The sequence below is a fragment of the Hydrocarboniphaga effusa AP103 genome, from assembly GCF_000271305.1.
In the GTDB taxonomy this organism is placed as follows: domain Bacteria; phylum Pseudomonadota; class Gammaproteobacteria; order Nevskiales; family Nevskiaceae; genus Hydrocarboniphaga; species Hydrocarboniphaga effusa.
Genome location: NZ_AKGD01000002.1, coordinates 900,019 through 913,776, shown reverse-complemented (window position 1 = coordinate 913,776; position 13,758 = coordinate 900,019). Strand labels below are relative to the sequence as shown.

The 13,758-nt window shown below is 66.5% G+C and carries 11 protein-coding genes and 1 tRNA gene; 3 read left to right on the top strand and 9 right to left on the bottom strand.

The genetic code is table 11. From position 1 onward, the window contains the following. Positions 1 to 96 precede the first annotated feature (96 nt). Genes parC through parE form a run of 4 tightly spaced genes read right to left on the bottom strand, consistent with a single transcriptional unit; the run spans position 97 to position 4,870 of the window. Positions 97 to 2,322: a DNA topoisomerase IV subunit A gene (gene parC / locus WQQ_RS15415; protein ID WP_007186150.1), complete on the bottom strand. Its 2,226-nt coding sequence runs from the start codon at positions 2,320 to 2,322 to the stop codon at positions 97 to 99. Beyond that, complete coding sequence (locus WQQ_RS15410) at positions 2,322 to 2,636, bottom strand: CcdB family protein (RefSeq protein ID WP_007186149.1); 315 nt, start codon at positions 2,634 to 2,636, stop codon at positions 2,322 to 2,324. Before WQQ_RS15410 ends, parC begins: the two co-directional genes overlap by 1 nt. Next, positions 2,623 to 2,907, bottom strand: a complete 285-nt coding sequence (locus WQQ_RS15405; protein ID WP_050997701.1) for a type II toxin-antitoxin system CcdA family antitoxin — start codon at positions 2,905 to 2,907, stop codon at positions 2,623 to 2,625. The genes WQQ_RS15410 and WQQ_RS15405 overlap by 14 nt, the downstream gene beginning before the upstream one ends. Before the next feature lie 58 nt (positions 2,908 to 2,965). Continuing rightward, positions 2,966 to 4,870 carry a DNA topoisomerase IV subunit B gene (gene parE / locus WQQ_RS15400; RefSeq protein ID WP_007186147.1) on the bottom strand — a complete coding sequence of 635 codons (1,905 nt, stop codon included), beginning with the start codon at positions 4,868 to 4,870 and terminating at the stop codon, positions 2,966 to 2,968. Positions 4,871 to 4,943: 73 nt separating this feature from the next. On the opposite strand from parE, the gene WQQ_RS25265 reads away from it, so the two are divergent. The 3 genes from WQQ_RS25265 to dxs all read left to right on the top strand — a co-directional run bounded on the left by WQQ_RS25265 (position 4,944) and on the right by dxs (position 8,207). Then, entirely contained in the window at positions 4,944 to 5,294 is a 351-nt protein-coding gene (locus WQQ_RS25265; RefSeq protein WP_007186146.1) for an exodeoxyribonuclease VII small subunit, read from the top strand. 13 nt (positions 5,295 to 5,307) lie between these two features. Then, on the top strand, positions 5,308 to 6,201 hold the full coding sequence (locus WQQ_RS15390) for a polyprenyl synthetase family protein (RefSeq protein WP_007186145.1): 894 nt from the start codon (positions 5,308 to 5,310) through the stop codon (positions 6,199 to 6,201). Between the two features lie 125 nt (positions 6,202 to 6,326). Beyond that, entirely contained in the window at positions 6,327 to 8,207 is a 1,881-nt protein-coding gene (gene dxs, locus WQQ_RS15385; protein WP_040454217.1) for a 1-deoxy-D-xylulose-5-phosphate synthase, read from the top strand. A gap of 135 nt (positions 8,208 to 8,342) precedes the next feature. On the opposite strand, the gene WQQ_RS15380 is transcribed toward dxs, so the two are convergent. The 5 genes from WQQ_RS15380 to dnaX all read right to left on the bottom strand — a co-directional run bounded on the left by WQQ_RS15380 (position 8,343) and on the right by dnaX (position 13,697). Further along, positions 8,343 to 9,722 carry a porin gene (locus WQQ_RS15380; RefSeq protein WP_007186143.1) on the bottom strand — a complete coding sequence of 460 codons (1,380 nt, stop codon included), beginning with the start codon at positions 9,720 to 9,722 and terminating at the stop codon, positions 8,343 to 8,345. Between the two features lie 256 nt (positions 9,723 to 9,978). Then, the gene (gene cysG / locus WQQ_RS15375; protein WP_007186142.1) at positions 9,979 to 11,376 is read right to left on the bottom strand and encodes a siroheme synthase CysG; all 1,398 of its coding nucleotides are present in this window, start codon (positions 11,374 to 11,376) and stop codon (positions 9,979 to 9,981) included. Between the two features lie 159 nt (positions 11,377 to 11,535). Then, positions 11,536 to 11,612: transfer RNA gene (locus WQQ_RS15370), tRNA-Pro, on the bottom strand. 27 nt (positions 11,613 to 11,639) lie between these two features. Continuing rightward, positions 11,640 to 11,963, bottom strand: a complete 324-nt coding sequence (locus WQQ_RS15365) for a YbaB/EbfC family nucleoid-associated protein (protein ID WP_007186141.1) — start codon at positions 11,961 to 11,963, stop codon at positions 11,640 to 11,642. 51 nt (positions 11,964 to 12,014) lie between these two features. Then, positions 12,015 to 13,697 (bottom strand): DNA polymerase III subunit gamma/tau, encoded by a 1,683-nt coding sequence (dnaX, locus tag WQQ_RS15360; protein ID WP_007186140.1) that lies wholly within the window; start codon positions 13,695 to 13,697, stop codon positions 12,015 to 12,017. Positions 13,698 to 13,758: the final 61 nt, after the last annotated feature.

Sequence of the window (13,758 nt, the reverse complement as noted above, 5' to 3'; positions counted from 1 at the left end):
GAAGGCTGTGAACGTGGAAGGCGGCCCCGGAGGAGTCCGGGTTTCCCTGTCTTGGGGTCTGGAACGCCTCAATCAAGATCGCGCCCGGAATCCGGTTCAGGATTTGGTCTCCGCCGTGATGCGCTCCACGGTCTGGTAACCGCGCGGCAGATGGTTGCCGCGCGAGGCGCGCGCGCCGGTGTAGGCCGCAACGTCCGAAGGCTTGAGCGTCAGCGTGCGCTTGCCGCTGGTGACGACGATCGAGGCACCGACCGGCACCACGCAGCTGGCGACGATGCGATCTTCGCCCTTCAAGGTGACGAGCTTGTTGCCCTTGCCCTTGGCGAGCTCCGGCAGCTCGCCGATCGCGAACACCAGCAGACGGCCTTCTGCGGTCACCAGTGCGAAGCGATCGCCCACGTCGCGCGTGATCGCCGGCGGTAGCGGAGCGCCTTCGAGCGTGATCACCGCCTTGCCGGCCTTGTTGCGCGCCTGCAGCTCGCCGAGCCGGGTCTGGAAACCGTAGCCGTCGGTGCCGCCGAGCACGTAGCGATCGCTCTCCTCGCCCATCAGCAGCGCGACGATGCGCGCGCCGTCCTGCAGGTCGAGCCTGGTCGTCACGGGCTCGCCCTGCGAGCGCGCGCTCGGCAGCTCGCGCGGATTGAGCGTGTAGCAGCGCCCCTTGCTGTCGAGCAGGATCAGCAGCTGGTTGGTCTTGCCGACCGCGTGCGCGAAATACTCGTCGCCGGCCTTGTACGACAGTGCGGTCGGATCGAGCTCGTGACCCTTGCCCGCGCGAATCCAGCCGGCCTTCGAAATCACCACGGTGACCGCTTCGGCCGGTGTGATCTCGGCCTGCGTCATCGCCACGGCCGGCGGCTTGGCGTTGATCGGGCAACGACGCTCGTCGCCGTAGGTCTTGGCGTCTTCCTTGATCTCCTTGGCGATGAGCTGCTTGAGCTTGTCGTCGTCGCCGAGCAGTTCTTCGAGGCCCTTCTTCTCGGCTTCGAGTTCGGCCTGCTCGCCCTTGATCTTCATCTCCTCGAGGCGCTGCAACTGGCGCAGGCGCGTGTCGAGGATGTAATCGGTCTGCACTTCGGACAGCGCGAACGTGCGCATGAGCTTGGCGCGCGGCTCGTCCTCGAAGCGGATGATGCGAATCACTTCGTCGAGATTCAGGAAGGCGATCAGCAGGCCTTCCAACAGGTGCAGGCGATCGTTGACCTTCTGCAGGCGGTGATTCAAACGCCGCGTCACCGTGTTGAAGCGGAAGCTCAGCCACTCGCCCAGGATGTCGCGCAGGTTCTTCACGCGCGGACGGCCATCGAGGCCGATCATGTTGAGATTGACGCGATGGCTGCGTTCGAGATCGGTGGTGGCGAACAGATGCGCCATCAGCGCTTCGGCATCGACGCGATTGCTGCGCGGCACGATGACGATGCGCGTGGGATTCTCGTGATCGGATTCGTCGCGCACGTCTTCGACGATCGGCAGCTTCTTGGCGCGCATCTGCTCGGCGATCTGCTCCTGGATCTTCGAACCCGACACCTGATGCGGCAGGTGCGTGATGACGATCACGCCTTCGTCTTCCTTCTCCCAGCGCGCACGTGCCCGCACCTGGCCCACACCGGTGCTGTAGATCTTCAGCAGATCGTGCGGCTCGGAAACGATTTCGCAGCCGGTCGGATAATCCGGCCCCGGCACGTGCTCCATGAGCGATTCGATCTGCGCGTTCGGATGCTTGAGCAGGTGGATGCAGGCGCGTGCGAGTTCGCGGATGTTGTGCGGCGGAATGTCCGTCGCCATGCCCACCGCGATGCCCATGGTGCCGTTGACGAGAATGTTCGGCAGCCGCGCGGGCAGCAGGCGCGGCTCGTCGCGCATGCCGTCGAAGTTCGGCGTCCAGTCCACCGTGCCCATGTCGAGTTCCGACAGCAGCGCGTTGGCGTACGGCGTGAGGCGCGATTCGGTGTAGCGATACGCGGCGAAGCTCTTGGGATCGTCCGCGCTGCCCCAGTTGCCCTGTCCGTCGACGAGCGGATAGCGATAGTTGAACGGCTGCGCCATGGTGACCATGGCTTCGTAGCAGGCCGAGTCGCCGTGCGGATGGTATTTGCCGATTACATCGCCGACGGTCAGCGCCGACTTGCGGTGCTTGGCGGTGGCGTTGATGCCGAGTTCGGACATCGAGTAGATGATGCGGCGCTGCACCGGCTTGAGGCCGTCGGCCACGTGCGGCAGCGCGCGGTCGAGCACCACGTACATCGAGTAGTCGAGATAGGCCTTCTCGGCGAAAAGCCGCAGCGGCAGGCGTTCGGTTTCGTTGGGGTCGATGGGGTTCATCAGAATCCGGAAATGAGATGGTCGAGCGCCGCGATGATGCGGTCGCGCTCGCTCGAAAGATTGACGATAGGGCGCCCGAGTGCGCGCCGATGAACGCTCAGAATGTCAGGTAGCCACAAGCGCAGGCGCTCGTTTCCGATCTGGAGCTCCGGCGTCAGCCGCTCGAACCGCGACCGCTCCGCTCCGAGCACCAGCAGCGGCACCACCACGGTGGTCTGCATGCCGGTCAGCAGGTCCGACTGGATTTCCAACAGGTAAGGACGAAGACGCCTCGCAGCAGGAACCGGATTGGCGTAGAGATCAAACTGCGCCATCGTCCTCCCACTTGCGCAGGCCGTTGCCGAAATCGTGGAAGTATTCGCTCATGAGCCCGTGCTTTTCGACGAACTGGTTGTAGGCCTCGATCGATTCCTTGTTGTCTTCCTGCCACTTGGCCCATTTGCGCTTGCGCACTTCCTCGGCCAGGCCCTGCTCGCAGGCGCGGGAAACATTGACGTCCAGCTCGCGGGCGTCACGCAGCAGCTCGGAATCCAGGCTGACGTTGGTCGCTTTCCGGCTGGCAGCGAGGCGGTCGTTACGTCCCATGTGGATCACCAATGCGCATAGTCATGCGCATGATAGCGAGCATGCTTGCCCAGGCCAATCAGACCTCGGCCCGGTTGCCCTCGCGCTCGAGCCAGTCCTTGCGGTCGCCCGCGCGCTTCTTGGCCAGCAGCATGTCGACCACGGTTTCGGCCGGCGTTTCATCGAGCGAGAGTTGCACGAGCCGACGCGTGTCCTTGGCCATGGTGGTTTCCCGCAGCTGCAGCGGGTTCATTTCGCCCAGGCCTTTGAAGCGCGTCACCGAGACCTTGGCGCGATTGTTCTCGGCCTTCAGGCGATCGAGGATGCCGTTCTTCTCGGGCTCGTCGAGCGCGTAGAACACCTGCTTGCCCGCATCGATGCGGAACAGCGGCGGCATCGCGATGTAGATGTGCCCGGCTTCGACCAGCGGCCGGTAATGCTTCAGGAACAGCGCGCACAGCAGCGTGGCGATGTGCAGGCCGTCGGAGTCGGCGTCGGCCAGCACGCAGACCTTGCCGTAGCGCAGCCCGCTGATATCGGGCGAGCCCGGATCGACGCCGATGGCGACGCTGATGTCGTGAATTTCCTGGCTGCCGAGCGCCTCGCCGTGATCGACTTCCCAGGTGTTCAGGATCTTGCCGCGCAGCGGCATGATCGCCTGCGTATCGCGGTCGCGCGCCTGCTTGGCCGAGCCGCCGGCCGAATCGCCTTCGACGAGGAACAGCTCGGTCTGGCGCAGGTCGGTCGACACGCAATCGGCGAGCTTGCCGGGCAGCGCCGGGCCGCTGGTGATCTTCTTGCGGACCACCTGCTTGGACTGCTTCATCCGCGCCGTCGCGTTGGCGATGACGAGCTGGGCAATCTGCTCGCCCTCGTTCGGATGCTGGTTGAGCCACAGGCTGAAACTGTCGTGCACCACGCCGGACACGAAGGCCGCGGTCTCGCGCGAGGACAGGCGCTCCTTGGTCTGGCCGGCGAACTGCGGGTCTTGCATCTTCACGGACAGCACGTAGCTGCAACCGGCCCAGGCATCGTCTGGCGTGAGCTTGAGCCCGCGCGGCAGCAGGTTGCGGAACTCGCAGAACTCGCGGATCGCCTCGGTCAGCCCGGTGCGCAGACCGTTGACGTGGGTGCCACCCTGGGCGGTCGGAATCAGGTTGACGTAGGCCTCGGACACCGGCTCGCCACCGCTGGTCAGCCAGAGCACGGCCCAGTCGGCCTCTTCGCGCTCGCCCTTGAAGTGGCCCACGAACGGCTCGGACGGCAGCGTCTCGGCTTCGGCGAGCGAATCCTTGAGGTAATCGGTCAGGCCGTTCTCGTACTGCCAGACCTGCTGCTCCTTGTTGATCTGGTCGTCGAGCGAGACGCGCAGGTTCGGGCACAGCACGGCCTTGGCGCGCAGCACCTGCCGCAGGCGCGGAATGGCGAACTTGGCGACGTCGAAATACTTGGCATCGGGCCAGAAACGGACCGTGGTGCCCGAATGCGACTTCGGCACGCTGCCGATCGGTCGCAGCTCGGCGGACTTGTCGCCGTTGGCGAAGTCGATCTGGTACTCGGTGCCGCCGCGCTTGACGCGTACTTCGAGCTTGGTCGACAGCGCATTGACCACCGAGACGCCGACGCCGTGCAGACCGCCCGAGAACTGGTACATCTTGTTGCTGAACTTGGCGCCCGAATGCAGCTTGGTCAGAATCAGCTCGACACCCGAGACCTTGTGCTCAGGATGCATGTCCACGGGCATGCCGCGACCGTCGTCGGACACCGACAGCGAGCCGTCCTCATAGAGCACGACATCGATGCGGCTGGCGTGGCCGGCCAGCGCCTCGTCGACCGAGTTGTCGATGACTTCCTGCGCGAGATGATTCGGGCGCTGGGTGTCGGTGTACATGCCGGGGCGCTTGCGCACCGGGTCCAGGCCGGACAGCACCTCGATCTGTGCGGCGCCGTAGGTCGAATTGGACGTATTGGAAGGAGCGGCCATTGATGCTTGGGAGGTCGAATGCGAGAGGGCCGGGCGGCAGAGGCCGCCGGCTCGTTGGCCGCGACGGTAGCCGATGAACCCAGCCTCCGCAACCACGCTAGACTGGGCGCTTCCCGACGCCAGCACCTCGCTCGCGATGCCGAAAAATACCGATAAATCAGGGCTCTTCAACGAAGAACCCAGCGCTCAGCCGGAACCGGCCGTGGCCGCGGCTGCGGCGACCGACGAGGTCTCGCGCTTCGAAGACGCGCTTGGCGAACTCGAAACCATCGTCGGCCAGATGGAGCGCGGCGATCTGAAGCTCGAAGAATCGCTGCGCCTGTTCGAGCGCGGTGTCGCACTGACCCGCCAGTGCCGCCAGTCGCTCGAAACCGCCGAGCTCAAGGTGCGCAACCTGCTCGCCTCCGACGACAGCGCCGGCTGAGTTCAGAAACGCCTTGAACATCACTTCTTTCGGCTCCCGCGTGGAGGCCTATCGGCAGCGCGTGGAAGCGGCGCTCGACCGTTGCATCCCGGCGCCCGGCACCTATCCGGCGCGGCTGCACGAGGCCATGCGCTATTCGACGCAGGGCGGCAAACGCCTGCGCGCCCTGCTCGTCTACGCGGCCGGCGAAGTGCTCGCGCTCGACCCCGAGGCGCTCGACGCCCCGGCCTGCGCGCTCGAACTGATCCACGCCTATTCGCTCGTGCACGACGACCTGCCGTCGATGGACGACGACGATCTGCGCCGCGGCCGCCCGACCACGCACAAGCAATACGACGAGGCCACCGCGATCCTCGTCGGCGACGGCCTGCAGGCGCTCGCGTTCGCGGTGCTCGCGCGCGAAGGCCAGCACCTCGTCGCGGCCCAGCGCCTGCAGATGATCTCGACACTCGCGCGCGCCTCCGGATCGTGCGGCATGGTCGGCGGCCAGGCCGTCGACCTCGAATCCGAGCAGCGCTCGCTGACGCTCGCCGAGCTCGAATGCCTGCACATGCACAAGACCGGGGCGCTGATCCTGGCGAGCCTGATGCTCGTCACGCAGGCCTCGGCGTTCGCGGACGCCGGCTGGTTCAATGCGCTCGAACGCTATGGCCGGCTGATCGGCCTGGCCTACCAGATCCAGGACGACGTGCTCGACATCGAGGGCAGTTCGGCCGATCTCGGCAAGACCGCCGGCAAGGATGTTGCGGCGCACAAATCAACCTATCCTTCACTGATGGGGCTCGATCCAGCCAAGCGCCGCGCAGCCCAGCTGTTCGACGAAGCGCGGACCGCCCTGGCGGTGTTTGGCGATCGGGCGGAGCCTCTGGTCTGGCTCGCGGACCACATCCAGGGCCGCAAGCACTGAAATGCGGCGGACCTCATGCAAGCAAGGGGCAATGACGCGTCGGCCAGCGAGCCCAGGCCCTGGCGACATGAGTAGCCGTTGATCTTCCACCATAATGCTTTCAACACCTTATTCCACTTTCCAGCATGACTGACATCCCGGGATATTCGCTCTTGGGCGGGGTCAACACCCCTGCCGACCTGCGCAGGCTGCCCGCCGCCGAGCTGCCGCATCTGGCCGTGGAACTGCGCCGCTTCCTGATCGAAACCCTCGGCCGCATCGGCGGCCACTTCGCCGCCAACCTCGGCACCGTCGAGCTCACGCTGGCGCTGCACCGCGTGCTCGATACCCCGCACGACCGTGTCGTCTGGGACGTGGGCCATCAGTCGTATCCGCACAAGATCGTCACCGGCCGTCGCGCCCGGCTCGAAACCATCCGCAAGCTCGGCGGCCTGGCGCCGTTCAACCACCGCGCCGAGAGCGATTACGACGCCTTCGGCGTCGGCCACAGCAGCACCGCGATCTCGGCCGCCGCCGGCATGGCCGCCGGCGCGCGCGTGCGCGGCGAGAAGCGCCGCGCGGTGGCGGTGATCGGCGACGGCGGCATGACCGGCGGCATGGCCTTCGAGGCACTCAACCACGCCGGCCACGCCGGTCTCGACATGCTCGTGATCTACAACGACAACGACATGTCGATCTCCGAGAACGTCGGCGGCCTGCGCGATCATTCCGCGCGCCTCGTGCAGAAGCTCGGCCTGGTCGCTCCGCATCTCGTGCGCCTGCCGCAGGACGGCGAGGACCGCGTCGAAACCCATCTCGACAATCCGGGTGCGCTGTTCCGCACCTTCGGCTTCCACTACACCGGGCCGATCGACGGCCACGACCTCGATGCGCTGACCTCAGCGCTCGAAAAGCTCAAGGACGCGCGCGGCCCGCAGCTGCTGCACGTCATCACGGTCAAGGGCAAGGGCTTTACGCCCGCCGAGGCCGATCCGATCAAGTATCACGGCGTCACTCAATTCGATCCGGTCACCGGCGCGTTCCCGGCCAAGAAGCCGGCCGGTGCGCCGAGCTACACGCAGGTGTTCGGCGACTGGCTGTGCGAAACCGCGGCGCGCGACGAGCGCATCGTCGCGATCACGCCGGCGATGCGTGAAGGCTCGGGCCTGGTCGACTTCGCCAAGCGCTTTCCGGATCGTTATTTCGACGTCGGCATCGCCGAGCAGCATGCGGTGACCTTTTCGGCGGGCCTGGCCTGCGAAGGCCTGAAGCCGGTCTGCGCGATCTATTCGACCTTCCTGCAGCGCGGCTACGACCAGCTGGTCCACGACGTCGCGATCCAGAACCTGCCGGTGGTGTTCGCGATCGATCGCGGTGGTCTGGTCGGCGCCGACGGCGCGACGCATCACGGCGCCTTCGATCTGTCGTACCTGCGCTGCATTCCGAACCTCGTGATCATGGCGCCGAGCGACGAGAACGAGTGCCGCCGCATGCTCGCGACCGGCATCGCCCACACCGGGCCGAGCGCGGTGCGCTATCCGCGCGGCAACGGCAAGGGCTTGCCGAAAGAGGCCGAGCCCAAGCCGCTCGCGATCGGCAAGGGCTGCCTCGTGCGCGAGGCCAAGGGCCGCCGGCTTCCGCGCGTCGCCCTGCTCGCCTTCGGCTGCATGGTCGAGAACGCGCTGCGCGTCGCCGACATTCTCGATGCGACGGTCGCCGACATGCGCTTCGTCAAACCGATCGACGCCGAACTCGTGCTCGAACTCGCCAACGAGAGCGACCTGCTCGTGACGATCGAGGACAACGCCCGCATGGGCGGCGCCGGCAGCGCGGTCAACGAGGTGCTCGTCGCCCAGCACCACAAGGTGCAGGTGCTCAACCTCGGCCTGCCCGATCATTTCATCGAGCACGGCACGCGCGAGGAATTGCTGGCCCAGTGCGGGCTCGACGACGCCGGCATCCTGCGCGCGATCCAGAAGCGCCTGCGCGCTCGCGATCTGGATGAAAGCAAGGTTCGGCAAGCCTGAGTTTGCCTTCTCCCTGGGAGAGGGTGGCGCGTAGCGCCGGGTGAGGGAGTCTCCGGCGCAAATCAGGCCGGGCTGTGACTGCGAATCCCTCACCCCTACCGCTCTCCCGGAGGGAGAGGGCTTACATCGGCCTGATCAGTAATTGATCTGCAGCTGGAACCGCAGCAGATCGCCATCGACGACGTTGTACGGCGCGCTGCCGACATTGGTGCGCTCCATGTGCGCGTAGGCGGCGACGAGCTCGAGCTCCGGACGAATCTGCCATTCGATGCCGGCTTCCACTTCGTCCACCTTCATCTTCGGCGCGTTGGTGTCGAACTTGGAGGCGCCGTCGTAGGTCTGGCCCTTGATGTACGGGAAGAAGACGCCGTGCTCCTTGGTGTCGAGCTTGTACATCGCCTGCAGGTAGCCGCCGCTCAGCGAGCGCACGCGAACTTCCTGCGCGTCGATGTCGAGTTCCGGTCCGCGGCCGACCGTCCACTCGCCCTGCAAGCCGAAAGGCTGCGGATAGACGATGAAGTGCGCGGCCACGCGCTGGTCCTTGAAACCGTGCTGGCGCGCATCGGTGGCCGGCGTGAAGCTGCTGCCGTCGACCGTGATCGAGCCGGTGCCGATCTTGAAATAGCCCGTGTAGGCGTCGACACCCAGTTCCACGATCTGGCCGTTGGCGAACTCGAACGGATAGGTGGCATGCGCCACGGTGTGGAAGCTGTCGTTGCCTTCGGCGCGGTTGGCGCCCTGGCCGTTGTAGACGCCCAGGCCGAACATGCCGTAGTCGCCCGAGCCCTTGAGACCATCGCGGATCAGGTGGCGATAACGCTCGCCGACCGCCTTGGGCGTGTAATAGAAGAACGCGCCGAGGTCGCGCTCGTCGCGCACCGCGGAGTTCAGCGCATCGGCGCGATCGAGCGTCAGGCGGTTCTGGCTCGACTGCATGTTTTCCCAGCCGTACGGCACTTTCGACTGGCCGACGCGCACGCGATATTCGCGATCCTTGTCGAAGTACAGGTCGGCGTAGATGTCGCGCAGCTGCGCGAAGTTGCCGGTGCTCGATCCGCTCGGCGTGCTCGCGAAATCGGGCTGGAGGTAGATCGACACATGGTCGGAAACATCGCCGCTGAGCACCACGCGCGCGCGGCGGATGCCGAGGCTCTGGTTGTCGCCGATGAAGCGGTCGCCCGGAGCGCGCAGCTCCTGCGAATCGCCTGACAGCGGCTCGTCGAGACGAATCTGCGTGTAGCCGCGCAGCGAGAGCTTTTCGAACCACTTCTTGTCGCTCGGCGTCTTCGGCTGCGGTGAGGCCACCGTGGCCGGCGCCGGAGCGGGCGGAGGCGGAGGCAGCTGCACCTTGTCCTCGACCTGCTTGAAGGTACCGAGTTTGACGCGATCCGGCCCCGGCTCGGAGTAGATCTGCCGCGTGTTCTTGTCGACGTAGAGATCGAGATTTTCTGCGTTCACCTCGATCGGCGACAGGCTGCTCAGCAGAAGGGCGGCGGCGAGAGGCGTTTTCTTCATTCGGTCACAAAACTCGGTCGGATATGACAGCTCTGTTAAGGCGCCGAACCGAGCCTCGATGGGCTCTTTGCAGCTCTGGCGGCGCGATTTCCCTCTTTCGCGCGAGCGAAGACGGGAATTCGGGCCGCAAGTTACTCAGACCTGATTTCGAATTGATGAAATATCGATGACAGTTCTGTTACAGGCGTCGCTTTGCGTGACACCTGTCGCGGGCCACTACGCGCCCGCCGCCGCGCGGGCGAGCGCGGCCGCGGGCCTAGGCTTTATCGAACCAGCGCAGCTGATCGCGCAGGCTGACCACGCTGCCGACGATGGTCAGCGCCGGCCCCCGCACCTGTGCCGCCTGCACCTCGGCGGCGAGCGTGCCGAGCGTGGCCGCGATGACGCGCTGGTTCACCGAGGTACCCTGCTCGACCACGGCCGCCGGCCAGTCGGTCGGCAGGCCATGTTCGATGAGCGCCTGGCAAAGCTCGGGCAGCGAATTGAGCCCCATGTAGATGACGACGGTTTGCCCTGGACGCGCGAGCGCGTCCCAGTGCAAGGCCAGCTTGCCGTCGGCGCGCTGGTGGCCGGTCACGAAAATGCAGGCCTGCGCGTGATCGCGGTGGGTGAGCGGAATGCCCGCGTAGGCCGCGCAGCCGTTGGCCGCGGTGATGCCCGGTACCACCTGGAACGGAATGCCGGCCGCCGCGAGCTCCTGAATCTCCTCGCCGCCGCGTCCGAATACGAACGGATCGCCGCCCTTGAGCCGCAGTACCCGTTTGCCCTCGAGCGCCAGCCGCACGAGCTCGCTGTTGATCTGCTCCTGCGGCAGCGTGTGGCGCGCGCGCCGCTTGCCGACATAGATGCGCTCGGCGTCGCGGCGCACGAGATCGAGGATGGAACTGGGCAGCAGGGCGTCGTAGAGCACCACGTCGCACTGCTGCATGAGTCGCAGCGCACGAAACGTCAGCAGATCCGGATCGCCCGGGCCGGCGCCGACCAGGTAGACCTCTCCGCGCACCGGTTCGCCGTCGAGGAGCTTCTGCAGTTCGGCGTCGGCAGCCGCTTCGGCGGCACCGGACAGCACCGCTTCGGCGCCCGGCGAATCGAGGAAGCGCTCCCAGAGTCCGCGCCTTTGCGGCTGCGCGAGCGCCTGCTGCACACGCTCGCGCCGCTCGCCCATGAACTGCGCGAGCCGGCCGTAGGCGGCCGGCAGCAGGGTTTCGAGTTTCTCGCGCAGGCGGCGGCCGAGTACCGGCGCCAGGCCTTCGGTGCCGATGGCGATGACCACCGGCCAACGATCGACGATCGACGGCGTGACGAAGCTGCTGGCCTGAGGATCGTCGACGGCGTTGACCGGGATACCGCGCGCATCGGCCTCGGCGGCGATGCGGCGGTTGAGCTCGGGGTCGTCGGTCGCCGCGATCACCAGCGCGCAGCTGTCGAGACGGGACGCTTCGAATTCGGTGCCCAGATGACGAACCGCCTGCGCCTCGCTCAGTGCGAGCAGTTCCTCGTTGAGCTCACGCGCGACGATCTCGATGCGCGCCCGCGAGCGCGCCAGCAGCCGGACCTTGCGCGCCGCGACCTCGCCTCCGCCCACCACGAGCACGCGCCGGTCGGCGACGCGGAAGAAAAGCGGGAAGAACGACCATTTGCCGTCAGAGGTCATGGTGGATTCGGGCTGCGAGGTTCCGGCATTCGTTGAGCGCTACGCCGTTCCTCTCTCCCGCTCGCGGGAGAGAGTCCCGCCGAAGGCGGGGAGAGAGGGTTCGTCTGGAAAGCGCGCGCACTTTGCGAGCTTCCCCTCTCCCGGTCCTTCGGACCACCCTGGTCGGGGTGAGAGGATTCGAACCTCCGGCCTCTACGTCCCGAACGTAGCGCTCTACCAGGCTAAGCTACACCCCGCCGCACGCGGGAGAGGGGAACAAAATCCTACAGCCCCAGATTCAGCCCCGGCGGCAGCTGCATGCCGCCCGTGGCGGCCGCCATCTTGTCCTTGCTGATCGCATCGATCTTCTGCGAGGCGTCGTTGATCGCCGCGGCGATCAGGTCTTCGAGGAATTCCTTGTCTTCCTGCAGCGCGGCCGGGGCGATTTCGACCTTGCGCGCCTGGTGCTTGCCGTCGAGCGTGACGCGGACCATGCCGGCGCCGGATTCGCCGGTGGCTTCGAGCTTGGCGACTTCGTCCTGAGCGCGCTTGATGTTGTCCTGCACCTGCTGCGCCTGGCGCATGAGCTGGCCTAGCGGACCTTTCATGGGTAACTCCTCAAAGATTCAAAAGATTGGGTGACGAAAGCCGGATGGCTCTCAGGAATCGAGCGGCTGGATCGAGCCCGGGCGCACGCTGGCCCCGAACTGTTCGCGAAACGCGCGCACCACCGGATCGGTTTCGATCGAAACCTGCGCAGCCTTGACCTTCTCGACCGCGCGCCGCGCATCGAGCTCGGCCGGGCTGATGCCCGCCGACGACTCGGGCGCCGGCTCGTCGGCCATGCGCAGCTGGATGCGCAGTTCGATGCGCTCGCCGTAGGCACGCGACAGCGCCGCCTCGAGCGCGGCGCGACGCGCCTCGACGAGCAGAAACGCCGCGTCGGGCGACAGGTACAGCAGCACGCGATTGTCTTCGCGTGACACCCAGGCGCACTGGCGCGCGAGCTGGCGCGCGGCGCCCTCGAGTCCGAGCTGCTCGTGCAGTTCGGCCCAGGGCAAGGCGGACAGATCCGATGTCGCCGATGCAGCAGGCGTCGAGGCGGAACCGGTGGGCGGCTCGGCGGCCGAGGTCGGAGCGGCTTCGGCCATGGCGCCCGATGCACCGGCGCTCGCCGTCTGCGGGCGCGACCCGCCGGCCACGGACGGCGTCGGCCTCGCCCCACCCGCCGGAGGCGCCTTCGGTGCCGTGCCGCCGGCCTCGTCGGGCTTGAACGCGAGCATGCGCAGCAGGCTCATTTCGAAACCCAGGCGCGGATCGGGTGCCCACGGCAGATCGCGACGACCGTTGACCGCGATCTGATACCAGAGCTGCACGTCCTCGACGGTCATTTCAGCGGCGAGCGCGACGATGTCCGCATCGTCGTCGTCATCGCGCGCATCGGGCAGCAACTGCAGCACGGCGATGCGCTGCAGGCTCGCGGCGACGTCGTTGAGCAGCGAGGCGTAATCGGGCGATTGCGATTCGAGCTTCCTGAGCGCGGCGAGCATCAGCGCGCCGTCGCTCTTGGCGAGCGCCTGCAGCAGCTCGACGAGCATCTGCCGCGAACCCGTGCCGAGCATCTCGGCCACCGGCTCGCGCTTGAGCGCTTCGCCGCCCGCGAACGCGATCGCCTGATCGAGTAGCGACAGGCCATCGCGCATCGAGCCATCGGCCGAGCGCGCGATCTCGGTCGCGGCCGCGAGCTCGTAGCCGACGCCTTCGTTGTCGAGCACCTTGGCGAGCTGGTCGCGGATCACCACCACCGGCAGGCGCTTCAGGTTGAACTGCAGGCAGCGCGACAGCACCGTGATCGGCAGCTTTTGCGGATCGGTGGTCGCGAGGATGAATTTGACGTGCGACGGCGGCTCTTCGAGTGTCTTCAGCAGCGCGTTGAACGCGCTCTTCGACAGCATGTGGACTTCGTCGATCAGGTAGACCTTGTAGCGTCCGCGCGCCGGCGAATACTGGCTGTTGTCGATCAGCTCGCGCACGTTGTCGACGCCGGTGTTGCTCGCGGCGTCGATTTCGAGCAGGTCGACGAAGCGGCCGCCATCGACTTCCTTGCAGGCGCTGCAAGTGCCGCAAGGCTGCGAGGACACGCCGGTCTCGCAATTGAGGCCCTTGGCGATGATCCGCGCGAGCGTGGTCTTGCCGACCCCACGCGTACCGGTGAGCAGAATGGCCGGATGCAGCTTGTCGCCATCGAGCGCGTGCGACAGCGCCTTGACCACATGCCCCTGCCCCATCACGTCGGCGAAGACGCGCGGGCGCCATTTACGGGCGAGTGCGAGATAGCTCATGTGAATTCGTCGAAACGTGAAGCCGGCGGCGCCGACCGGAGCGCGATTGTCGGCGATGCCG